Below are 21,861 nucleotides of genomic sequence, written 5' to 3' on the forward strand. Positions count from 1 at the left end.
CTTCACGTGATCTGCGCGGCATTAACTTGTGATGAGTGATCGTCTGCCGATACGTTCACCGCATCAGCGTGGCGCCCTGGGGGACCCGCCGCGCCGGTCACCACTGTCGCTCGAAAGGTTTCCGCATGCTCTCCGGGAACGGTCGTCACCGTCGCCCCCGTCAGGCTCCGGCCCTCCTCGTCGCGGCCGGGGTGACCGGCTCCGCCATCGCCATCCCGCTCCTCGGTGCGGTGAGCGCCCACGCGGCGGACGGCTCCACCTGGGACCAGGTGGCCGAGTGCGAGAGCGGCGGTTCCTGGAGCGCCGACAGCGGCAACGGCTACTACGGCGGCCTCCAGATGTCCCTGGACGACTGGGCGAAGTACGGGGGCACGGAGTACGCCGCGACGCCGGACCAGGCGAGCCGTTCGCAGCAGATCGCGGTCGCCGAGAAGATACTCGCCGACCAGGGCACCAAGCCCTGGCGGACCTGCGCCCTGCTCGCCGGGCTCTCCTCCGACGACGCCTCGGTGAACGTCGACACGGGACTCGGCGGATCGAATGGTTCGTCCGGTTCGTCTGGTTCCTCCGACTCGTCGGACTCGTCCTCCGGGCTGTCGGATTCGTCGTCCTCAGCGTCCTCGTCGTCTTCGTCGTCCCCTTCCGGTTCCGGTTCCGGCTCCTCCTCGGGCGCCGCGGACTCGGGCGGCGGATCCGCCACTCCCTCTCCGAGCGCGAGCACGGGTGGTGGCTCCAAGGCGGACACCCCCAGCAAATCCACCAAGAAGGGCAAGTCGGAATCTTCTGACTCCGACTCCGGATCCGGCGCCTCGAAGGCGAGCGGGAATCCCGTCATTCCCGAGGCTGACGACTCGGACAATTCGTGGCAGACCGGAGGCTCTTGGAGTCTGGTCGACACGGGGGCCGCCAGTGGCGGCGGCAAGCACCGCGGCGGCTCGGCGGACGAAAACGTGACAAAAAGTCAGAGTGCCACCTCCTCCGGTCGTCACGCCTCCCGCGACGGCGGCACCTACACCGTCCGCGAGGGGGACACCCTCGCCTCCATCGCCGACTCCCTTGACCTCGACGGCGGGTGGCGCGCGCTCTATGCCGTGAACAAGGCCGACATCGGTGCCGACCCGAACGCCGTCACCCCCGGTCAGACCCTGAAAATCGGCAGCGAACCGGACGGGAAGTAGCGGGAGTTGACGCCCAGCTTCGGGGCTAATGTCCGGTTTGGTGAAAGTGTGGGATGAGTCTCAGAAGCCCTGATCATCTTTGGAATTCGCCGGATGCCCTGTTTACGGTCAAGGCCGCTCGTCACCACGAGCCCCGGCTGTCGCAACGCCGAGTCCTGCCAGCGGCCGTCCGGGAACAGTCGTCGCGTCAAGCGCCGTAGGCAGGAGCGGGGGACCCAAGGTAAGTGCCGGGACCGGTAGCCGAGGCTGCCGATCCGGCTGGGGGTGAAGCCGCGCACCGACACACGGGTGTGCGGCCGGGCGACTCAACCGGCCCGAACCCGACAGCTCACCTCGCAGGCGTCGGTGAGGGGATCGTTCCATGCTGTTCTCCGGCAAGGGCAAGCACCGTCGTCCGTCCAAGTCCGTCCGCGCCATCGCTGTCGCCGGTGTCACCGGCGTCGCCGTGGCCGCGCCGCTGATGGCGGCCGGCGGCGCCTCCGCCGCCACCGCCTCCCAGTGGGACGCCGTCGCGCAGTGCGAGTCGGGCGGCAACTGGGCCATCAACACCGGCAACGGCTACTACGGCGGTCTGCAGTTCTCCGCCTCCACCTGGGCCGCGTACGGCGGCACGCAGTACGCCGCGCAGGCCAACCGGGCCACCAAGGCGCAGCAGATCCAGATCGCCGAGAAGGTCCTCGCCGCCCAGGGCAAGGGTGCCTGGCCGGTCTGCGGCACGGGCCTGTCCGGCGCCGCCTACACCGGCGGCTCCGCCGGCTCGTCGAGCGGCGGCACCAGCACCCGCTCGACCGGCTCCCAGGCCGCCTCCCGCTCCGCCGAGCGCCCGGCCGCCAAGAAGACCGTCACCACCCCGACCGGCAAGAAGGTCAAGAAGGGCGACGGTGAGTACAAGGTCGTCAAGGGCGACACCCTCAGCTCCATCGCCGCGAAGCACAAGGTCAAGGGCGGCTGGCAGGCGCTGTTCAAGCTGAACAAGGACATCGTCGCGAACGCCGACCTCATCTACCCGGGCCAGCAGCTCCACCTGAGGTAAGGGCGCGGGCGTGGCGCCGCGCGTCCGCGAGTGCCGGGCGGCGCCCAGCCGGACCACAGCTCCCGCACAGCCGCGGTCCCCACAGCGGAGACCGCGTGAGGGCCGCCCCCGTCCCCCGCAAACCCCCGCTCCGGTGCGTCTTCCCCCGTACGCGCCGGGGCGGGGTTTCTCTTCGCCGCCGCCCTGTCGCCCCCTTCTTGGTCCGCTCTTCTTCCGTTCTTCACCGGGGCCCCCTTTGTTCCGTGGGTGAACAATGGGTACCGTCTGTGTGTCCACGGGCCGGTCGGTCGTGCCGGCCGACGGGCCCGGGACGGTTAGGCTCTAGTCGCAAGGCTGAGCAAGGGCCGACGAGGCCCGCGTGCGCCCCGCACAACCAGCGTCACATCCCAAGAAGGAGATGCTCGTGCCGTCCATCGACGTCGTCGTAGCCCGGGAAATCCTGGACTCCCGAGGCAACCCCACGGTCGAGGTCGAGGTCGGCCTCGACGACGGCAGCACGGGTCGTGCCGCCGTCCCGTCCGGCGCCTCCACCGGCGCCTTCGAGGCCATCGAGCTCCGTGACGGCGACCCCAACCGCTACCAGGGCAAGGGCGTCGAGAAGGCCGTCCTCGCCGTCATCGAGCAGATCGGCCCGGAGCTGGTCGGCTACGACGCCACCGAGCAGCGCCTGATCGACCAGGCCATGTTCGACCTGGACGCCACCGACAACAAGGGCTCGCTCGGCGCCAACGCCATCCTCGGCGTCTCCCTCGCCGTCGCGCACGCCGCCTCCGAGGCCTCCGACCTCCCCCTCTTCCGCTACCTGGGCGGCCCGAACGCGCACCTGCTGCCGGTGCCGATGATGAACATCCTCAACGGCGGCTCGCACGCGGACTCCAACGTCGACATCCAGGAGTTCATGATCGCACCGATCGGCGCGGAGTCCTTCTCCGAGGCGCTGCGCTGGGGTGCCGAGGTCTACCACACCCTCAAGAAGGTCCTGAAGGGCAAGGGCCTGGCCACCGGCCTCGGCGACGAGGGCGGCTTCGCCCCGAACCTGGAGTCCAACCGCGCCGCGCTGGACCTCATCCTGGAGGCCATCAAGCAGGCCGGTTACGTCCCCGGTGAGCAGATCGCGCTCGCGCTCGACGTCGCCGCGTCCGAGTTCTACAAGGACGGCAAGTACGAGTTCGAGGGCAAGTCCCGCTCGGCCGCCGAGATGACCGAGTACTACGAGGAGCTCGTCGCCGCCTACCCGCTGGTCTCCATCGAGGACCCGCTGTTCGAGGACGACTGGGCCGGCTGGAAGGTCCTCACCGACAAGCTGGGCGACAAGGTCCAGATCGTCGGCGACGACCTGTTCGTCACCAACCCGGAGCGCCTCGCCCGCGGTATCGAGGAGGGCACCGCCAACGCCCTGCTGGTGAAGGTGAACCAGATCGGTTCCCTGACCGAGACCCTGGACGCCGTCGAGCTCGCCCAGCGCAACGGCTTCAAGTGCATGATGTCGCACCGCTCCGGCGAGACCGAGGACGTCACCATCGCCGACCTGGCCGTCGCCACCAACTGCGGCCAGATCAAGACCGGCGCCCCGGCCCGCTCCGAGCGCGTCGCCAAGTACAACCAGCTGCTGCGCATCGAGGAGATCCTCGACGACGCGGCGGTGTACGCGGGCCGCAGCGCGTTCCCCCGCTTCAAGGGCTGAGCCCGTACGGCCCGTAGAGGGTAAGGCCTAGCCAGTCGTACGTACGTCCCCGTACCCGGTCCCGTACCGTGTCCGGGGACGTACGCGCGTATCAAGGCGACCAGGGAGGCGGGGACATGGCCGTGAAGGACCGGGACCGGTTCTCCACCGCGACCAGGCTCAAGCTGCTCGGCGAGCAGACGGCGGCCCGGGTCTACCGCTCCCAGACCCGGCGCCAGGCCCGCCGCTCCAGGCTCACCGGCCGCGCCGCGCTGCTCGCGATCGTGCTGTGCACGATGGTCGTGGCACTCGCCTACCCGATGCGGCAGTACGTCTCCCAGCGCGCCGAGATCTCCGACCTCGAACGCCAGCGGCAGCAGGCCCGGCAGCGGGTCGAACAGCTGCGGGACCTCAAGGCGCGGTGGCAGGACGACGCGTACGCCGAGCAGCGGATCCGGGAGCGGCTGCACTACGTGATGCCGGGGGAGACGGGGTACGTCGTGATCGACCCCGGTGCCGCCAAGCGGGCGCACGCCTACCTCGGGGCGGCCGACCGGCCCTGGTACGCGAACGTCTGGGACGGCGTCGACAAGTCCGACGCGTCCGACCGGTGAGCAGCAGGACAACACAGCAGTGGCGCAGCAGAGCAGAAAGACAGGCATGGAAACGGCTCCTCCCTCCACTCCGCGTACCGAGCCGACCGACGCGGACGTCGAGGCCTTCAAGCAGCAGCTCGGGCGGCCGCCGCGCGGCCTGCGGGCGATCGCGCACCGGTGCCCGTGCGGGCAGCCGGACGTCGTGGAGACCGCGCCGCGGCTGCCGGACGGGACGCCGTTCCCGACCCTGTACTACCTGACGTGCCCCAAGGCCGCCTCGGCGATCGGCACCCTTGAGGCCAACGGCGTGATGAAGGAGATGACGGCGCGGCTGGAGAGCGATCCGGAGCTGGCCGCGGCGTACCGGGCCGCGCACGAGGACTACATCCGGCGCCGGGACGAGATCGAGGAGCTGACGGGGTTCCCCAGCGCCGGCGGTATGCCGGACCGGGTGAAGTGCCTGCACGTCCTGGTGGCCCACTCGCTGGCGGCGGGACCGGGCGTCAACCCGCTCGGCGACGAGGCGATCGCGATGTTGCCCGAGTGGTGGGCCAAGGGCGCCTGCGTGATCACCGGCGAGTGACGGCCCGCTGGACCTCCGAGGCCTTCGCCCACCCCGCACCCGGCTCGGTCCGCCGAACGGGTGCCGCCCCGGCTCGGCCCGGCCGGCCGGGAAGTCACGAACAGACAAGGAACCCATCGCCATGACCCGCGTCGCCGCCATCGATTGCGGTACCAACTCCATCCGGCTGCTCGTCGCCGACGCGAACCCCGAGACGGGGGAGCTCGTCGATCTGGACCGGCGGATGGTGATCGTGCGGCTCGGGCAGGGGGTGGACCGGACGGGGCGGCTCGCGCCCGAGGCGCTGGCGCGGACGTTCGCGGCCTGCCGGGAGTACGCGGCGGTCATCAAGGAGTACGGCGCGGAGCGGCTGCGGTTCGTGGCCACGTCCGCGTCCCGTGACGCCGAGAACCGGGACGAGTTCGTGCGCGGCGTGCTGGACGTCCTCGGCGTCGAGCCGGAGGTCATCAGCGGCGAGCAGGAGGCCGAGTTCTCCTTCACGGGCGCGACGAAGGAGCTGACGGGCCGCGACGACCTCGCCAAGCCGTTCCTGGTCGTGGACATCGGCGGCGGTTCGACGGAGTTCGTCGTGGGCGACGAGCACGTGCGGGCCGCGCGCTCCGTGGACGTGGGGTGCGTGCGGATGACCGAGCGGCACCTCGTGCACGAGGGGCACGTCAGCGACCCGCCCACCGAGGCCGAGACCGCCGCCATGTGGGCCGACATCGAGCGCGCCCTCGACCTCGCGGAGGAGACCGTGCCGCTGCGCGAGGCGCACACCCTGGTCGGTCTCGCCGGCTCCGTCACCACCCTCGCCGCCATCCACCAGGACCTGCCGGAGTACGACTCCGCGGCCATCCACCACTCCCGCATCCCCTACGCCCGGGTCCGGGAGATCACCGAGTGGCTGCTGCGCTCGACCCACGCCGAGCGGGCCGCGATCCCCTCCATGCACCCCGGCCGCGTCGACGTCATCGGCGCCGGTGCCCTCGTCCTCCAGTCGGTCATGGAGCGCGTGGGCGCGACGGAGGTCGTGGTGAGCGAGCACGACATCCTCGACGGGATCGCCTGGTCCATCGCCTAGAGCCGCCGCCGGTTCCCGGCTCGGCGGCCTCGGATGAGCAGGTGAGACGTCGGGTGAGCGCGCCGTGCGGCCCATGACACGCCGTGCCACGGCGGCCCGGCGGGAAAGTTCGTGAAGTTCTTCACAAGGAATTCGGTGCAGGTGGGGGGTCCGGTGGGGACTCTTCGGCCGTTCGGGGGCTCAACGGCCCCGGGCCCGTGCTCAGGAGAGCGTTTCGAGGGTGATTCGGGGCCTGCTCGTGGGGCGGCGTCGGGCGCCCTCACGGCGCCCCCGGAAGCCTGGAGAAGCAGCTCACACGGCATTGACAACGGGTCGTATCGGAAGTGGGTTCCCGTCGGCCACCATGACCTGCGTCACGTGGGCGGCGGAGTGTAGCACAACCCCGGTGGAAGCTTGTGAAGGGGCGCACGAGCGGCCCCCTCTGAGCGGGTGGATACTCGATGCCATGAGCACCACGGAGCGTCCCAGGATCCTCGTAGTAGGCGGTGGGTACGTAGGCCTGTACGCAGCTCGGCGCATCCTCAAGAAGATGCGCTACGGCGAGGCGACCGTCACGGTCGTCGACCCCCGGTCGTACATGACCTACCAGCCCTTCCTCCCCGAAGCCGCCGCCGGCAGCATCTCCCCTCGGCACGTCGTCGTCCCGCTGCGACGCGTGCTGCCGAAGGCGGAGGTCCTCACCGGCCGGGTCACCACCATCGACCAGGACCGCAAGGTCGCCACGATCGCGCCGCTCGTCGGCGAGGCGTACGAGCTGCCCTTCGACTACCTGGTCATCGCACTCGGCGCGGTCTCCCGCACCTTCCCGATCCCCGGCCTCGCCGAGCAGGGCATCGGCATGAAGGGCATCGAGGAGTCCATCGGTCTGCGCAACCACGTCCTCGAGCAGCTGGACAAGGCCGACTCCACGACCGACGAGGACATCCGCCGCAAGGCGCTCACCTTCGTCTTCGTCGGCGGCGGCTTCGCCGGCGCGGAGACCATCGGCGAGGTCGAGGACATGGCCCGCGACGCCGCCAAGTACTACAAGAACGTGTCCCGTGAGGACATGCGCTTCATCCTCGTCGACGCCGCCGACAAGATCCTTCCCGAGGTCGGTCCCAAGCTCGGCCTGTACGGCAAGGAGCACCTGGAGAGCCGCGGTGTGGAGATCTACCTCTCCACCTCGATGGACTCCTGCGTCGGCGGTCACGTGGTGCTGAAGAACGGCCTGGAGGTCGACTCCAACACGATCGTGTGGACGGCCGGCGTCAAGCCGAACCCGGCGCTGGCCCGCTTCGGCCTGCCGCTCGGCCCCCGCGGTCACGTCGACACCGCGCCCACCCTCCAGGTGCAGGGCACCGACTACATCTGGGCCGCGGGCGACAACGCCCAGGTGCCGGACGTCGCCGCCCGCAAGGCCGGGGTCGAGAACGCCTGGTGCCCGCCGAACGCGCAGCACGCGCTGCGGCAGGCCAGGGTCCTCGGCGACAACGTGGTCTCCGGCATGCGGGGCTTCCCGCAGAAGGAGTACAGCCACACCAACAAGGGCGCGGTCGCCGGTCTGGGGCTGCACAAGGGTGTCGCGATGATCGTCCTGGGCAAGACGAAGATCAAGCTCAAGGGCCGTCTCGCCTGGTACATGCACCGTGGCTACCACGGTCTGGCCATGCCGACCTGGAACCGCAAGATCCGCATCTTCGCCGACTGGACGCTCGGCATGTTCCTCAAGCGCGAGGTCGTCTCCCTGGGCGCCATGGAGAACCCCCGCGAGGAGTTCTACGAGGCCGCCAAGCCCGCGCCGGTCGCCGCCCAGAAGACCGAGGAGAAGGCCAAGGCCTCCTGACCTCGGACATCGGTCACTGAACGGACCGAAGGACCTCCCGCCATCCGTGGTGCGGGAGGTCCTTCGGCGTCTCCGGGCGCCGACCTGACTACATGTTGGCTACATCTGTTTTGCCCAGTCGTAACTCCTTTGCAGGACTGCGCTGCCGCCGTCACGGTGTTTACGTGGTAACCGGCATCCGGGATCGTCGTCTTGGAGGTGTGCGCCATGGCCGACGCCGCGTCGCGGCTGAGGAGAGTTGCCGAGCAGGTGCTGGGGGTTCCGCTCCCGGTGCGGTTGCGGGCCTGGGACGGGTCACAGGCCGGACCGCCGGGCGCACCGGTGCTCGTGATCCGCAATCGCCGAGCTCTGCGTCACATACTGTTCAAGCCGGGCGAACTGGGCCTCGCCCGCGCCTGGGTCGCCGGCGACCTGGACATCGAGGGGGACCTCTACGGCGCCCTCGCGGAGATCTCCGGTCTGATCTGGGAGCGCGGGGAGGACGGCCGTACGGTCCTTGAGGCGCTGCGCGATCCCGCGGTCCGGTCCGCCGTCCGGGACCTGCTCAGACTCGCCGGACCGCCCATCCCGCCCGCCCCGCCCCGCGAGGAGGTCCGGCGGCCCCGCCATCTGCACACCCGCCACAGCGACAGGCGGGCCATCAGCCACCACTACGACGTGGGCAACGACTTCTACGAACTCGTCCTCGGGCCGTCGATGGTCTACTCGTGCGCGTACTGGGGGGCCATCGAAAACGCAGAGACGCTGGAGAGCGCGCAGCGCGACAAGCTCGAACTCGTCAGCGCGAAGCTCGGCCTGACCCCCGGTCAGCGGCTGCTCGACGTCGGCTGCGGCTGGGGCTCCATGGCGATCCACGCGGCCCGGGAGCACGGTGTGAGCGTCGTCGGGGTCACCCTCTCCCAGGAGCAGGCCGCGTACGCCCGTAAACGGGTCGCGGACGAGGGTCTGGCGGACCGGGTGGAGATCAGGGTCCAGGACTACCGGGACGTCCGGGACGGGCCGTACGACGCGATCTCGTCGATCGGGATGGCCGAGCACGTCGGGTCCGACCGGTACCTGCAGTACGCGCGGGAACTGTACGGGCTCCTGAAGCCAGGCGGGCGGCTGCTCAACCACCAGATCGCCCGGCGGCCGCAGCGCGACGAGTCGACGTACAACGTCGACGCGTTCATCGACGCCTACGTCTTCCCGGACGGCGAACTCGCCCCGATCGGCACCACCGTCACCCAGCTGGAGCGGGCCGGGTTCGAGGTGCGGGACGTGGAGCCGATCCGCGAGCACTACGCCCGCACCCTGCGCCGGTGGGTGGTCAACCTGGAGGCCGACTGGCCGCGCGCCATGCGGCTGACCAGCCCCGGCCGGGCCCGCGTCTGGCGGCTCTACATGGCCGCCTCCGCCCTCGCCTTCGAACACAACCGCATCGGCGTCAACCAGGTGCTGGCCGTCCGGACCCCGGAGTCGGGTGTCTCCGGGCTGCCGCTGCGCACCCGCACCTGGAACTGACGGCACCCGAAAGGGGCCCCGCGGCGAGCGCGGGGCCCCTTCGCCGTGCCTGCCGCCGCCCGCTACTCGGCCTTGATCGCCGCCAGCACGTTCAGCCTCGCCGCGCGCCGGGCCGGCCACAGGGCCGCCAGCACGCCGACCGTGCCGGCCAGCAGCAGGAAGACCGCCATCCTGGCCCAGGGCAGCACCAGTTCGTACGTCGGCATCCGCGAGCCGATCAGCTGACCGGCCGCCCAGCCGAAGAACACCCCAAGGCCGATGCCCAGCACCCCGCCGAAGACGGAGATGACCAGGGACTCCAGACGGACCATCCGCTTGACCGCCTTGCGGTCCAGGCCGATCGCGCGGAGCATGCCGATCTCCTGGGAGCGTTCGAACACCGACATGGCCAGGGTGTTGATGACCCCGAGGACGGCGACGACCACCGCCATGGCGAGCAGGCCGTAGACCATGTTCAGGATCAGCGTGAACGCCTTCGCGATGGAGTCCGACAGGTCCTGCTTGTCCTGGACCTTGATCGCCGGGTTGGAGCCGAGGGCCTTCGCCAGCCTGTCCTTGGTCGCGCTCGACGCGCCGTCCGCCGTCTTGACCATGACCTGCATGTCGTCGGGGTGGGCCACGTGCGGGGTGAGGGTGGCATTGTCGAGCATGATCCCGCGGATCACCTGGTTGCCCTCGTAGACCCCGGCGACCGTCAGCCGCTGCGACGCGCCGTCCTCGTAGTGCACGGTGAGGGTCGAACCGGCCTTCCAGCCCTGCGACTTGGCCTCGTCGTCGTCCACGACGACGTCCGAGCCGTGCACCCTGAAGGTGCCGCTGTCCACTTTCAGGTCGGTCAGCTTGCCGATCGCCGAACCGTTGACACCGGTCAGGAACTCGGTCCTGCCGTCGATCCGGGAGATCGCGTTGCGCAGCGGGCTGGAGGCGGTGACGCCGTCGGTGGCCGCGATCTCCTTCGCCACGTCCGGGGAGAGCGCGTTGCCGTTGGCCATCGAGACGATGTAGTCCGCGCGGATCGACGCGCTCGCCATCTTGGCGATGGCCGTCTGCAGGCTGCCCGCCATCACCGTCATACCGGTGATCAGGGTCAGGCCGATCATCAGGGCGGAGGCGGTGGCGGCGGTACGGCGCGGGTTGCGCAGCGAGTTCTGCCGGGCGAGCTTGCCGGAGACGCCGAACCCGCGCAGCAGCGGGGCCGCCGCCGCGATCAGCGGGCGGGACAGGAGCGGGGTCAGGACGAAGACGCCGATGATGAGGAGGACTGCGCCGATGCCCATCGGGGCCTGGCCGTCGTCGCCGCTCATCGTCGTCGCCGCCAGGACCACCGTCACGCCCGCCGCCGAGAACAGGGCGCCGATCGTGTTGCGCAGCACCAGCGACTTGGTGGTCGGGGCGGCGTGCAGGGCGCTCATCGCGGCGACCGGCGGGATCTTCGCTGCCCGGCGGCCGGGCAGCCAGGCGGCCAGCATGGTGATGACGGTGCCGACCGCGAGCGCGGCCACGACCGTGCCCGCGCTGACGACCAGCGGGCCGTCCGGGACGGTCGCGCCGAACGCGCCGAGCAGCGAGCGCAGTCCCGCGCCGATGCCGATGCCCGCGGCCAGACCGGTCACCCCGGCCACCGCGCCGACCACGAACGCCTCGACCAGCACCGAGCGGGTGACCTGGCGGCGGGAGGCGCCGACCGCCCGCAGCAGGGCCAGTTCCCTGGTGCGCTGGGCGACCAGCATGGTGAAGGTGTTGGCGATGATGAACGTGCCGACGAACAGGGCGATGCCGGCGAAGACCAGCAGGCCCTGGCGCAGGCCGCTCATGCTGCTGGAGATGGCCCGCGCCTGGTCGTCGGCGAGCTTGTGGCCGGTGGTGGTCTCCACGAGCTTCTCCGGCAGGGCCTGGTCCAGCTGCGACTTGAGGGCGGCCTGGCCGGTGCCGGACTTCGCGGTCACGTCGATCTCGTCGTACGCGCCCTTCTTGCCGAACAGCTTCTGCGCGGTCGCCGTGTCGAACAGGGCGAGGCTGCCGCCGGCCGCGACATTGCCGTCGTCGGTGGTGAAGACGCCGGCGACGGTGGGGGCGAGGACCGGGCCGTCGACCGAGATCCGCACGGTGTCGCCGACCTTGTAGCCGGCCCGCTCGGCGGTCCTGGAGTCGATCAGCACCTCGTTCCCGCCCCTGGGCGCGTGGCCGCTGACCAGCGGGTAGCGGGCGTCCTTGGTGCCCCAGTAGTTGCCGCCCTGGGACTGCCAGCCGCCGCCGATCAGCTTGCCGTCCTTGTCCGCGATGGCGGTGAAGCCGGAGACGACCCCGGTGACGGAGGCGGCCCCGCGGACCTTCGCGGCCCGGTCGACGAGGGCCTGGGTGAGGTCCGGGGTCTTGCCTATGGTGTTGCCCCTGTCCTCCTGGCCCTTGGCGGTGACGGCCACGTCGACGCCCTTGAAGCCCTTGGCGGAGCTGTTCTGGTAGGCATCGGAGACGGTGTTCGTGAAGACGAGGGTGCCGGAGACGAACGCGACGCCGAGCATGACGGCGAGCACGGTCATCAGCAGCCGGGTCTTGTGCGCGAGGACGTTGCGCAGCGCGGTGCGCAACATCAGCTGGTACGGCCCTTCGCGTCGAACTCGGGGGTCTGGGGGGTCCCCCCAGGAAAACTGCGCATGAAGTCGAGGACCGTTTCGGCCGTCGGCCGGTACATCTCGTCGACGATCCGGCCGTCGGCGAGGAAGACCACGCGGTCCGCGTACGCCGCCGCCACCGGGTCGTGGGTGACCATGACGACCGTCTGGCCCAGCTCCCGCACCGAGTTGCGCAGGAAGCCCAGCACCTCGGCGCCGGAGCGGGAGTCGAGGTTCCCGGTCGGCTCGTCACCGAAGATGATCTCCGGACGGGAGGCGAGCGCGCGGGCCACGGCGACGCGCTGCTGCTGGCCGCCGGAGAGCTGCGAGGGGCGGTGGCCGAGCCGGTCCCGCAGACCGACCATCTCGATCACGGAGTCCAGCCACTGCTTGTCCGGCTTCCGCCCCGCGATGTCCATCGGCAGGGTGATGTTCTCCAGTGCGGTCAGCGTCGGCAGCAGGTTGAACGCCTGGAAGATGAACCCGATCTTGTCCCGGCGCAGCTTGGTCAGCTGCTTGTCCTTCAGGGAGCCCAGCTCGGTGTCACCGATGCGCACGGAACCGGAGGAGAAGGTGTCGAGGCCGGCCACGCAGTGCATCAGCGTGGACTTCCCGGAGCCGGACGGGCCCATGATCGCGGTGAACTCGGCCTGCCGGAACTCGACGGAGACCCGGTCCAGGGCGACCACCTGGGTCTCGCCCTGGCCGTAGATCTTCGAGAGGTCCGTGGCGCGTGCGGCCACGGAGGTGGCCCGCCGGTCGGCTGGGGGCACCCCCGGATGAAGTTCGGGGGAGGGTGTGGTGGGCACGGAAGGGCGCTCCTGTTCGGGACGGCGGCGTGTTCGTACGGCCGAACCATCGTCTCCGGTGGACGGGCCCGTGTAGTCAGCCGCAGTTCCGGTTCCGGGGGGCGACCGAGGGGGGACCGGGCGGGCGCCGGGTCATACCTGGGGATGACACCGGACTCCGGGACCCCGAACCCCGAACCAGGTACTTCCGGTCGTCGAGAACAGGTGGAGCCCCCTTGTTCGGACGGTGAAATTCCGTCATTCCGTGTACGCGCGCACCCACCGCGCGTAACGCTATTGGCAAGTGCGGATGGCTCGTTCCGGGGGCTGATGCTCCCTCAGACGTCAATAAAATAAGACAACATCGGGTCGCCCGTCCGCTGTTCGGGGGACGCCTCCCGATAGGGTCGGGTCCTCGTAGCGGAGCCCATGGCCTGCCCGGATGGTGGAATGCAGACACGGCGAGCTTAAACCTCGCTGCCCCTCGCGGGCGTACCGGTTCAAGTCCGGTTCCGGGCACTTCCCGCACCTCTCGTAGGTGGCGCCGACCCACCCTCGGCGCCCGCTCACCCTCGGCGCGGTGTCACCCTTCGTAGACGGTCAGGACGGCGCCGTCGACCTCGACTCGGCGGCCCGCGCGCATGCCGTTGCGGCGCAGAGTGCGCAGGCATTCCTCGAAGAGGGCGAGTTCGCCCGGGTCCAGGATGGCGGCGGCCAGGTCCAGGAGTTCGGTGACCGACGCGTCGGTGAGCACCTCGGGCAGTTCCCCGGACAGCAGGACGACGGACTCGCCGCCGGGTTTGCGGACCACGGCCGTCGCCGGTCCGCCGTGCACGAACAACACAACTTCCCCCTGAGAGCCCGTGGTCGTGCGGCTCTCGCGTCCCGGGCAGGACGAGAGACTAGCCGGGGATCTCGGCGCTTTCGTGCGGAGTTGGATTCTTTTTCCGACTTGACGGAAGAACGTCCCGGAGCGGTCCGGTCCCGGTCACTTCTCCTCGGCGGGCCGCGGGGAGCGGTCCAGCAGGGACTCGACGAGCGCGGTGACGTGCCGGCGGTCGTCGGCCGACAGTTTCTGGACACTCGCGATGAGCAGCGCGACCTCGGGGTCGGCGGGGCCGGTGCCCGCGGTGCCGTTCGGGTCGGCGGCCGGCGCGGTGTCGTACACGTGGATCCCGCAGGCCTCGGCGGCGGCGCGGCGCACCGCCTCCAGGGGGATCTCCAGCCCCTTGGCCAGGCCTTCCAGGGTGCTCGCCTGGGGCATGCGGACCACGCGGTCGGTGGTGGCCAGGTGGTGGACGGTGGAGCGGGGGATGCCGCCGCGCCGCGCCACGTCACCGTAGGACCAGCCCTTGCGGTCGAGGTGCTCACGGATCAACTGCTGCAGTGCGTTGGCCACTGACCGTCACTTCCTGCTCGCCGCCGGCGGGGACCGCCATGTCCCGGCCGATTCTACGGTCGGGTAGGCGATCGGCCGAGAGGGTGATTTTCCGAAGGGGTTGCGCGGCGGGTTCCCGAGGCCCTAGTGTCCAATCTCGTTGGACGGTTCGTCCGACCAAATTGGACAGAGTCCGGGGGGAACCTGACTCGGTCCGATCGGAAATGTCTATCCCTGAGGGGGAAAAGATCATGATGGACACCCACGAGCTCGAGGCCGAGTCCGCGGAGCTGCTGCCGGGCCGCGAGGCCCTGGGCCGGCTGAAGTTCGGCTTCGGCAAGACGGTCAACGTGACCAAGCACATCGCGAACATCGAGGCGTCCAACCAGTCGGCCGCGCTGAACGACCACTCGGTGTGGTCGGTGGCGGACTCCGGCGCCGCTCAGACCATCAGCGTCACCCAGTAACACCGCCCTGGCGCACGGCGCCGGCACCGCGATCGTCGCCAACCTCACCGCACACGAAACGAAGGGACATCCGTCATGAGCATGGACATGAACGAGCTGGAGAACGAGTCCGCCGAGCTGCTGCCGGGCCGCGAGGCCCTGGGCCGCCTGAAGTTCAGCTTCGGCAAGACGGTCAACGTCACCAAGCACATCGCCAACATCGAGGCGTCCAACCAGTCCGCCGCGCTGAACGACCACTCCGCCTGGTCGGCCGCCGAGTCGTCGGCCGCGCAGACGATCACCGTCACCCAGTAGTTCCCAGGAGCGCCACCGCCGTCGCCCCCGGCGGTGGCGCTCCCGGTCATTCGGGGGGGAACACCATGGGGATCCGGGGGGAGACCACACATGACGGTGCTCGGGGACGGGGCCGCCGCACTGTACGACACGGGCCCGGTGCCCGGACCCGGCGGCTGGCCGGTGACCTACGAGCAGGTGGCGACGGGCAACCTGCCGGTCGTCGACCCGCCGTCGCCGGTGCCGAGGCTGAGCGCGGGGCTGCGGCTGCACGGTGAGTACCAGGGGTCGGGTTTCACCGAGCCCAAGTACATCGCCCGTCGGGGGGACGGGCAGGTCGTGCAGCTGTCCAGGCTGCTGTACCTGGTGGCGTCGTCCGTCGACGGCGTCCGCGATGCCGAGGCCATCGCCCACCGGGTCAGCGCCCGCTTCGGACGCGAGGTCAGCGGGGAGAACATCCGCTACCTCGTCGAGAAGAAGCTCGAGCCGCTGGGTGTGACGGTCCCGGAGGGCCAGGAGGACGACGAGGTCGAGGCCCCGCGCTCCGACCTGCTGCTCGCCCTCAAGGGCCACCGGGTGATCTTCGACGAGCGGCGTACGGCGAAGATCGCACGTGCGCTGGCGTGGCTGCACCGGCCGGCCGTGGTCGCGCTGGTGCTGGGCTCGGCCGTCGCCATGGACGTCTGGCTGTTCGGGTTCTTCGGGGCGATCGAGCCCGTCCTGGAGGTGCTCGACCAGCCGGTCCTGATCCTCGTCGTCTTCGTGCTCACCGTGGCCTCCCTCGTCTTCCACGAGTTCGGACACGCCTCCGCGTGCAGATACGGAGGAGCCCGCCCGGGCTGCATCGGGTGCGGGCTCTTCCTCATCTGGCCCTCGATGTACACCGACGTCACCGACGTCTACCGGATCGGGCGGGCCGGCCGGCTCCGCACCGACCTGGGCGGCGTCTACTTCAACGTCGTCTTCATGCTGGCCATGGCCGGTGCCTACTTCGCCACCGGGGCCCAGTTCTTCCTGGCCGCGGTGTACCTCGGGCACTTCGAGATCATGGAGCAGCTGATGCCGGCCGTACGGCTGGACGGCTACTACATCCTCGGCGACCTGGCCGGGGTCCCGGACCTGTACGGCAAGATCAAGCCGATCCTGCTGGGCCTGGTGCCGGGACCGAGGGGGGACCGGGCCCGCCAGGAGGTCGCCGGACTGAAGAAGTCGGCCCGGGCCGTCGTCGCCACCTGGGTGCTGACGATGGTCCCGCTGATCATCGGCGAACTCGGCTACGCGCTGTGGAACCTGCCGCGCATCCTCACCACGATGATCCGCTCGCTGACCGGGCAACTCCTCGGCACCGGCTCGGCGTTCGTGGCCGGGAAGGTCGTCGAGGGGCTGGTCGGGACGATCGGCTGCGTGATGCTGCTGTGCCCGATGGCCGGTGTCGTCTACCTGTCCGTGAAGATCGGCGGCCGGATCGTCCGGGCCGTCAGCCGCGCCACGGCGGACCGGCCGCGACTGAGACTCGCGATCTGCGCCCTCGCCCTCGCCGGACTCACCGGACTCAGCTACGCCTGGGCGTCCGGGGTGACCCCGAAGCCGCTGCCCAAGCAGCCGCCGATCGCGCCGATCCTGCAGCCGGGGGTGCCGACCGAGGAACCGCCGCCGGCCCGGCGGGCCTCGACCCCGGACCGGCCTCAGGACTCCGGTGCCGTCTCGGGCACGGCGCCCGGCGGGCCGTCCGGCCCGGCCGGGACGAGCGCCGGGCCCGTGGCCGGGAAGCCGTCGCACGGCGCGTCGGCCTCGGCGTCGCCCTCCGCCTCGGTACCGGGCGACTCCGGGCAGGGCGCGACCAGGACGACGGCGCCGGCCGGCGGAGGACCGGTCACCGAACCGGTGTCCTCGGCGCCGGAGAGCGTGCCGGCGTCCCCGACGCCCACCCCCTCGGAGAGCGTCCCGGCGTCCCCGGCCTCCAGCCCGTCCCCGCCGCCGGCCAGTGACTCGCCGAGCCCGGCCCCGGCCGCGTCCTGACGGGCGTGCCGGCCGCCCCATGACGGACGGCATCGAACCACCTACCGCAGCAGCACAGAAGCACAGGAGCACTCCATGAGCAGTCACCGAAAACCACGCACCAGCACAGGTCCGCTCACCCGGCGGGCCGTCCGGATCGGCCTGTTCGCCGCCGGGGTCGCCGGGGCGGCCACCGCCGTGCCCGCGCAGGCGGCCACCTTCGCGCCGCACGCCGCGGTCGTCTCCGACCACGTCTTCAGCCACGCCGACCGCGGGCACCACACCCAGGTCAGGGACTCCTTCACGGTCCGCCAGTTCGGCACGGTGAACGCCGCCGCCGCACGCAACCAGGCCAACGCCGTATCGGCCGGCTGCTCGGCGGACGACCACTGCCGCTCGGTGGCCCTCTCCTTCCAGATCGTCACGATCGCCGGGGAGCGCACCCACCTGAACGCCGTGAACCTCAGCGACGCCGCCAACAAGGAGTGCACGGGCTGCCAGACCCTCGCCGGGGCGTACCAGTTCGTGGTGTCCACGCCCACCGCGCTGCGCTTCGACCAGGCCACCCAGGACAAGCTCGCCGACATCCACCGCCGGCTCGACGAGCTGACCCGCTCCACCCTGCCGGCCGACCGGCTGCGCTCGCAGGCCGACGGGCTCGCCGCCGAGGTCACCACCGTCCTGCACGACGCGGTCGCGAACGCCCCGAAGGGCGATCCGCAGAAGGACGTCACCCTCCACCGCCACCTGGACGGCTGGCCGGGCCGCTGACCCCTCCCGCACGCCCCGGCCGCCGGGCCCGCGACCGCCTCCCGCGGGCCCGGCGGCCTGCCAGATGCGCCGGCCCGGCGCCATTGACAGGGACTACGACCGGACGGAGACTCTGGGGAAGTTGGTGAAGGAAATTTCACCAGGCGAACAGACTCGCAGCCTACTCTCGGAACTCAGGGCGACGACGCCCGTCCACGGAAGGGAACGACCGATGCGCACCACCGTCGGCATCATCGGAGCCGGACCCGCGGGCCTCCTCCTCGCGCGGCTGCTGCACAACGCGGGCATCGACTCGGTCGTCCTGGAGAGCCGGGACCGCTCCTACGTCGAGCACCGCCAGCGCGCCGGGATCCTGGAGCAGGGCACGGTGGACGTGCTGCGCGCGGCCGGTGCCGGGGAACGCATGGACCGCGAGGGCCTGCGCCACGACGGCATCGAACTGCGGTTCGCGAAGCGGCGCCACCGCGTCGACTTCCCCGGCCTCGCCGGCGGCCGGTCCGTGATGGTCTACGCCCAGACCGAGGTCTGCAAGGACCTCATCGCCCTCCAGCTCAAGGACGGCCGCCCGCTGCTCTTCGAGGCGGAGGCGCTGGCGGTGGAGGGCGCCGAGGGCGAGCGGCCGCGGATCCGGTTCCGGCACGAGGGCCGCGAGGAGGTCCTGGAGTGCGACTACGTGGCCGGCTGCGACGGCTTCTGGGGCGTCGCCCGCCAGGCGTTCCCCGCCGCCCTCTCCCAGGTCTTCGAGCGGACGTACCCGTACTCCTGGCTGGGCATCCTCGCCGACGTCGCCCCCTCCCACGACGAACTGGTCTACGCCCGCCACGACCGGGGGTTCGCCCTGCTCTCCATGCGCTCCCCGTCCGTCTCCCGCCTCTACCTCCAGGTCCCGGCCGGCACGGACGCCGAGGAGTGGACCGACGAGGCGATCTGGGACGAGCTGGAGCGGCGCTTCGAGACCGACGACGACTGGCGCCTGGAGCGCGGCCCCATCACCCAGAAGTCGGTGACACCCATGCGGTCGTACGTCCACGAGCCCATGCGGCACGGCCGGCTCTTCCTCGCCGGGGACGCCGCCCACATCGTGCCCCCGACCGGCGCCAAGGGGCTGAACCTGGCGGTCGGCGACGTCGTGACCTTCGCCCGCGCCCTGGTCCACCAGCGGGAGACCGGATCGCCCGAGCTCCTGGAGGCCTACTCGGCGACCTGCCTGCGCCGCGTCTGGCAGGCCGAGCGGTTCTCGTACGACATGACGAGCATGCTCCACCCCGGCCCCGACGACACCGCCTTCGACGCCCGCCTCCAGCTGGCCCGGCTCGGCCGGATCGCCTCCTGCCGGGCCGCCGAGACCGACCTGGCGGAGGCCTACACCGGCTTCCCGCTGGACGTCTGAGGGATCTCTGGCCGGTTCCGGTCGTGTTCCGGCTTCGTCATGGAATGAAGCCCTCCATGGCCGGGAATCAGGGCTCCGCGTAGCGTGTTGCGCAGCAGGGTGAGGGAAAGATCCTCCGCAGGTAGTAGGGTCAATCCTTTGCCAATCCGTTACTCTTGACGCCAAGGCCGCGCAGCGTGGCCATGGAGGAGTGAAATGAGGAGCAGCAACCCGGTCTTCTCGCGACGGGGGTTCAGCCGCGACAACGGCTACGCGGGCTTCAACACCGCGCCGCAGGCCGGGTACGCACAGGGCAACCCGTACGCCCAGAGCGGCAACCCGTACGCGAACAACCCCTACGCCCAGCAGGACCTCCAGCAGGGCGCCCCGCCGCAGGCCCCGGCCACCACCGGCCGGATGACCATGGACGACGTCGTCACGCGCTCCGCGATGACGCTCGGCACGGTCGCCGTCGGCGCGGTTCTCGCCTGGGCCCTGCTCCCGATCTCCAGCACCAGCTTCGGCCTGGCGTTCGGCTCGGCGATCGTGGCGATGGTCCTCGCCCTGATCCAGAGCTTCAAGCGCACCCCGGTGCCCGCGCTGATCCTGGGATACGCCGCCTTCGAGGGCGTCTTCCTCGGCGTCATCAGCGAGATGTACAACAGCCAGTGGAGCGGCGCGCCGTTCCAGGCGGTGCTCGGCACCATGGCGGTCACGGCCGCGACCCTGCTGGTCTACAAGGCCGGCTGGATCCGCGTCACCGCCCGCTACGCCCGCATCGGCATGTCCATCGCCATCGCCTTCGTCCTGGTCATGGCGGTCAACCTGCTGCTGGTCGCGTTCGGCGTCGCCGACAACGGCGGACTGCGCAGCTTCGGCCCGCTCGGCGCGATCGTCGGCATCATCGCGATCCTGCTCGGCGCGTTCTTCCTGACCCTCGACTTCAAGCAGATCGAGGACGGCATCGCCTACGGCGCCCCGAAGAACGAGGCCTGGCTGGCCGCGTTCGGTCTCACCCTGACGCTGGTGTGGATCTACGTCGAGATGCTGCGCCTGGTGGCGATCTTCAGCAGCAACGACTAGCGCGACGGCGAGCTCCCACACGTGAGCCGAGAAGGGCCCCGGGGTCACCGCCCCGGGGCCCTTCGTCGTCCGTGTGTGCGCGCCTAGAGAAGTTTGCGCGCGGCCCTCCTCAGGTCGTACTCGTGGATCAAGGCCTTCGCGTGGCCGTAAGCGAGGTCGTATTCGTGGCGGAGCCAGCTGACCTTTTCCTCGAAGCGGAAGAGGGCCGGGCCTTCGTCGACGGTGCGCAGCCAGTCGGACACCTCACGACCGGTGCAGTGCGGGATGCGGGCGAGCATGTTGCGATGGGTCTCTTCGGAGAAGACTTGGGACATCGGCGCCTCCGGTGCGCAAAGGGCGTTGTAGCCGGTCCTTCACGTCACCGTGCCTGAGTGTTGGCGTGTTGGCAACAGTCCTGACAGGACAGCCGGGTCCTGCCGGGAGAGCCGGCGGGAGGCGTTACGCTCGCGGCGTGGTTGATACGACGCCTCTTACCCGTGCAGTGGAGCATTTCGCCGACAAGCTGAGGGCGGCACCGCAGAGCCGGTTGCAGCGGGGGGCCGCCGCGGAGGCGCTGGGGCTGGCGAGGGAGTTGGCCCGGTGGGCACAGGCGGTGGAGGAGCCGGGCACCGCGAGCCGGGAGATGCCGGACGCGGGGATGTTCGCGGTGGCCGACCAGATCACCGTGGCCGGGAACGACTTGGCGGTGGTGCTGAAGAACGAGGCCGAGGTGGGGGACGCGGTGCGGTTGGTGGAGGAGGCGCAGAAGAGGGCGGGGGTGTGAGGCCGTGCGTTGTCGGGTGCGGGTGTGTGGGGCTTCTCGCGCAGTTCCCCGCGCCCCTAAAAGCAAAAGAAGGGGCGCGGGGAACTGCGCGACCAGCCACGACGCATCCGCACCCGACAACGCAACCTCAGAACCTCAGAGCGACGCTATGACCCTGTCCGCCAGGATGTACACGTTCTCTTCTCCGCAGGCGAACGTCAGCGTGTACGCGCCGGAGATCCCCGACCCGCCCAGCAGGTACGGCGTCTCCCCGGCGGCCAGCGCGGCGGCCAGCCGTTCCGCCGTCTCGCGGTGCCCCGGCGTCATGCACAGGGTCGTGCCGTCGGCGAAGACGTAGACGTCCAGCGTGCCCAGCGGCCCGGGGCGGACGTCGGAGAGTCCGACCTGGGACTCGGCCAGCTGCTCCAGCGCCGCGACCGTACGCTCGTGGTCGTTCACCACCGGCGACTGCACCGGCACGAAGTCGGGGTGGGACGGGTGCCGCCGGCGAGCGGCCGCCAGTTCCGGCGACTCCCCGGTGAACTCGTCCGTCTCCGCCGCCGGCTCGGCGACCGGCTCCAGACCCACGAAGTCCGTCTGCCGGGGCAGGAACGGCTCGCCGTCCGCCAGCCACAGCAGCGACGGCGCGTCGGAGACGTCACGCGCCTCCTGCGCGGCCCAGAAGGCCCGTGCCTCGGCGAGCTCCCGCTCCCGCTCCTCGGCCAGCGCCTCCGCCACCGCGGCGCGTATCTCCTCGGCGTCCGCGTGGCTGCGGGCCGCCGGCATGAGCGCGCGCAGGGTCGCGGCCTGGTTCTGGGCGAGCTGGGTGTGCAGCTCGGCGACCTGACGGCGCAGCTTCAGAACGGTGCGCAGGACAGCGACGCCCACGGCGCCCGTGGCGGCCGTGGTGAGCAGCAAAGCGATCGGCATGGCGCT

At 70.7% G+C, this 21,861-nt stretch carries 21 protein-coding genes, 1 tRNA gene and 1 riboswitch; of the genes, 16 read left to right on the forward strand and 6 right to left on the reverse strand.

Annotated features, from left to right (window positions below; genetic code table 11):
• Nucleotides 1–125: 125 nt before the first annotated feature.
• The 8 genes from LQ326_RS06125 (at nucleotide 126) to LQ326_RS06160 (ending at nucleotide 9,444) form a co-directional block, all read left to right on the forward strand.
• Nucleotides 126–1,178 carry a LysM peptidoglycan-binding domain-containing protein gene (locus tag LQ326_RS06125; protein WP_234533452.1) on the forward strand — a complete coding sequence of 351 codons (1,053 nt, stop codon included), beginning with the start codon at nucleotides 126–128 and terminating at the stop codon, nucleotides 1,176–1,178.
• A gap of 182 nt (nucleotides 1,179–1,360) precedes the next feature.
• A riboswitch (cyclic di-AMP (ydaO/yuaA leader) is annotated at nucleotides 1,361–1,535 on the forward strand.
• Between the two features lie 4 nt (nucleotides 1,536–1,539).
• Nucleotides 1,540–2,211: a LysM peptidoglycan-binding domain-containing protein gene (locus LQ326_RS06130; RefSeq protein WP_234533454.1), complete on the forward strand. Its 672-nt coding sequence runs from the start codon at nucleotides 1,540–1,542 to the stop codon at nucleotides 2,209–2,211.
• A gap of 397 nt (nucleotides 2,212–2,608) precedes the next feature.
• Nucleotides 2,609–3,895: a phosphopyruvate hydratase gene (eno, locus tag LQ326_RS06135; RefSeq protein ID WP_133045929.1), complete on the forward strand. Its 1,287-nt coding sequence runs from the start codon at nucleotides 2,609–2,611 to the stop codon at nucleotides 3,893–3,895.
• Nucleotides 3,896–4,011: 116 nt separating this feature from the next.
• On the forward strand, nucleotides 4,012–4,488 hold the full coding sequence (locus tag LQ326_RS06140) for an FtsB family cell division protein (protein WP_234533456.1): 477 nt from the start codon (nucleotides 4,012–4,014) through the stop codon (nucleotides 4,486–4,488).
• A 46-nt stretch (nucleotides 4,489–4,534) separates the two neighbouring features.
• Nucleotides 4,535–5,053, forward strand: a complete 519-nt coding sequence (locus tag LQ326_RS06145) for a DUF501 domain-containing protein (protein ID WP_234533458.1) — start codon at nucleotides 4,535–4,537, stop codon at nucleotides 5,051–5,053.
• A gap of 121 nt (nucleotides 5,054–5,174) precedes the next feature.
• Nucleotides 5,175–6,116 (forward strand): Ppx/GppA phosphatase family protein, encoded by a 942-nt coding sequence (locus LQ326_RS06150; protein ID WP_234533460.1) that lies wholly within the window; start codon nucleotides 5,175–5,177, stop codon nucleotides 6,114–6,116.
• A gap of 445 nt (nucleotides 6,117–6,561) precedes the next feature.
• Nucleotides 6,562–7,941, forward strand: a complete 1,380-nt coding sequence (locus tag LQ326_RS06155) for an NAD(P)/FAD-dependent oxidoreductase (protein ID WP_234533462.1) — start codon at nucleotides 6,562–6,564, stop codon at nucleotides 7,939–7,941.
• Between the two features lie 207 nt (nucleotides 7,942–8,148).
• On the forward strand, nucleotides 8,149–9,444 hold the full coding sequence (locus LQ326_RS06160) for an SAM-dependent methyltransferase (RefSeq protein ID WP_234533464.1): 1,296 nt from the start codon (nucleotides 8,149–8,151) through the stop codon (nucleotides 9,442–9,444).
• Nucleotides 9,445–9,506: 62 nt separating this feature from the next.
• Here the strand turns inward: LQ326_RS06160 and LQ326_RS06165 are convergent, their stop codons facing one another.
• Both LQ326_RS06165 and LQ326_RS06170 read right to left on the reverse strand, forming a co-directional pair.
• Nucleotides 9,507–12,035: an ABC transporter permease gene (locus LQ326_RS06165; RefSeq protein WP_234533466.1), complete on the reverse strand. Its 2,529-nt coding sequence runs from the start codon at nucleotides 12,033–12,035 to the stop codon at nucleotides 9,507–9,509.
• A complete protein-coding gene (locus LQ326_RS06170; protein WP_234533626.1) occupies nucleotides 12,035–12,829 on the reverse strand; it encodes an ABC transporter ATP-binding protein in 795 nt (264 codons plus the stop codon). The genes LQ326_RS06165 and LQ326_RS06170 overlap by 1 nt, the downstream gene beginning before the upstream one ends.
• Before the next feature lie 451 nt (nucleotides 12,830–13,280).
• On the opposite strand from LQ326_RS06170, the gene LQ326_RS06175 reads away from it, so the two are divergent.
• Nucleotides 13,281–13,363, forward strand: a tRNA-Leu gene (locus LQ326_RS06175).
• A gap of 64 nt (nucleotides 13,364–13,427) precedes the next feature.
• Here the strand turns inward: LQ326_RS06175 and LQ326_RS06180 are convergent.
• Entirely contained in the window at nucleotides 13,428–13,688 is a 261-nt protein-coding gene (locus LQ326_RS06180; RefSeq protein WP_234533468.1) for a hypothetical protein, read from the reverse strand.
• Nucleotides 13,689–13,832: 144 nt separating this feature from the next.
• On the reverse strand, nucleotides 13,833–14,243 hold the full coding sequence (locus tag LQ326_RS06185) for a helix-turn-helix domain-containing protein (RefSeq protein WP_181803107.1): 411 nt from the start codon (nucleotides 14,241–14,243) through the stop codon (nucleotides 13,833–13,835).
• A gap of 230 nt (nucleotides 14,244–14,473) precedes the next feature.
• Here LQ326_RS06185 and LQ326_RS06190 point away from each other — a divergent pair, with 230 nt between their 5' ends.
• The 6 genes from LQ326_RS06190 (at nucleotide 14,474) to LQ326_RS06215 (ending at nucleotide 20,183) form a co-directional block, all read left to right on the forward strand.
• The gene (locus tag LQ326_RS06190) at nucleotides 14,474–14,689 is read left to right on the forward strand and encodes a hypothetical protein (protein ID WP_234533470.1); all 216 of its coding nucleotides are present in this window, start codon (nucleotides 14,474–14,476) and stop codon (nucleotides 14,687–14,689) included.
• A 75-nt stretch (nucleotides 14,690–14,764) separates the two neighbouring features.
• On the forward strand, nucleotides 14,765–14,983 hold the full coding sequence (locus LQ326_RS06195) for a hypothetical protein (protein ID WP_181803105.1): 219 nt from the start codon (nucleotides 14,765–14,767) through the stop codon (nucleotides 14,981–14,983).
• Nucleotides 14,984–15,073: 90 nt separating this feature from the next.
• Nucleotides 15,074–16,981, forward strand: coding sequence for a zinc metalloprotease (locus tag LQ326_RS06200; protein WP_234533472.1), 1,908 nt, complete (start codon nucleotides 15,074–15,076; stop codon nucleotides 16,979–16,981).
• A 75-nt stretch (nucleotides 16,982–17,056) separates the two neighbouring features.
• Nucleotides 17,057–17,731 (forward strand): hypothetical protein, encoded by a 675-nt coding sequence (locus tag LQ326_RS06205; RefSeq protein WP_234533474.1) that lies wholly within the window; start codon nucleotides 17,057–17,059, stop codon nucleotides 17,729–17,731.
• A gap of 211 nt (nucleotides 17,732–17,942) precedes the next feature.
• A complete protein-coding gene (locus LQ326_RS06210; RefSeq protein ID WP_234533476.1) occupies nucleotides 17,943–19,121 on the forward strand; it encodes a 4-hydroxybenzoate 3-monooxygenase in 1,179 nt (392 codons plus the stop codon).
• A 195-nt stretch (nucleotides 19,122–19,316) separates the two neighbouring features.
• Nucleotides 19,317–20,183, forward strand: coding sequence for a Bax inhibitor-1/YccA family protein (locus LQ326_RS06215; protein WP_234533478.1), 867 nt, complete (start codon nucleotides 19,317–19,319; stop codon nucleotides 20,181–20,183).
• Nucleotides 20,184–20,266: 83 nt separating this feature from the next.
• Here the strand turns inward: LQ326_RS06215 and LQ326_RS06220 are convergent, their stop codons facing one another.
• Nucleotides 20,267–20,497 carry a DUF4287 domain-containing protein gene (locus tag LQ326_RS06220; protein ID WP_181807199.1) on the reverse strand — a complete coding sequence of 77 codons (231 nt, stop codon included), beginning with the start codon at nucleotides 20,495–20,497 and terminating at the stop codon, nucleotides 20,267–20,269.
• Nucleotides 20,498–20,634: 137 nt separating this feature from the next.
• Here LQ326_RS06220 and LQ326_RS06225 point away from each other — a divergent pair, with 137 nt between their 5' ends.
• Nucleotides 20,635–20,946, forward strand: a complete 312-nt coding sequence (locus LQ326_RS06225; RefSeq protein WP_234533480.1) for a hypothetical protein — start codon at nucleotides 20,635–20,637, stop codon at nucleotides 20,944–20,946.
• Nucleotides 20,947–21,081: 135 nt separating this feature from the next.
• Here LQ326_RS06225 and LQ326_RS06230 read toward each other — a convergent pair whose 3' ends face one another.
• Nucleotides 21,082–21,855 carry a hypothetical protein gene (locus tag LQ326_RS06230; protein ID WP_234533481.1) on the reverse strand — a complete coding sequence of 258 codons (774 nt, stop codon included), beginning with the start codon at nucleotides 21,853–21,855 and terminating at the stop codon, nucleotides 21,082–21,084.
• Between the last annotated feature and the right edge of the window lie 6 nt (nucleotides 21,856–21,861).

Source organism: Streptomyces shenzhenensis (assembly GCF_021462265.1).
Taxonomy (GTDB): domain Bacteria; phylum Actinomycetota; class Actinomycetes; order Streptomycetales; family Streptomycetaceae; genus Streptomyces; species Streptomyces shenzhenensis.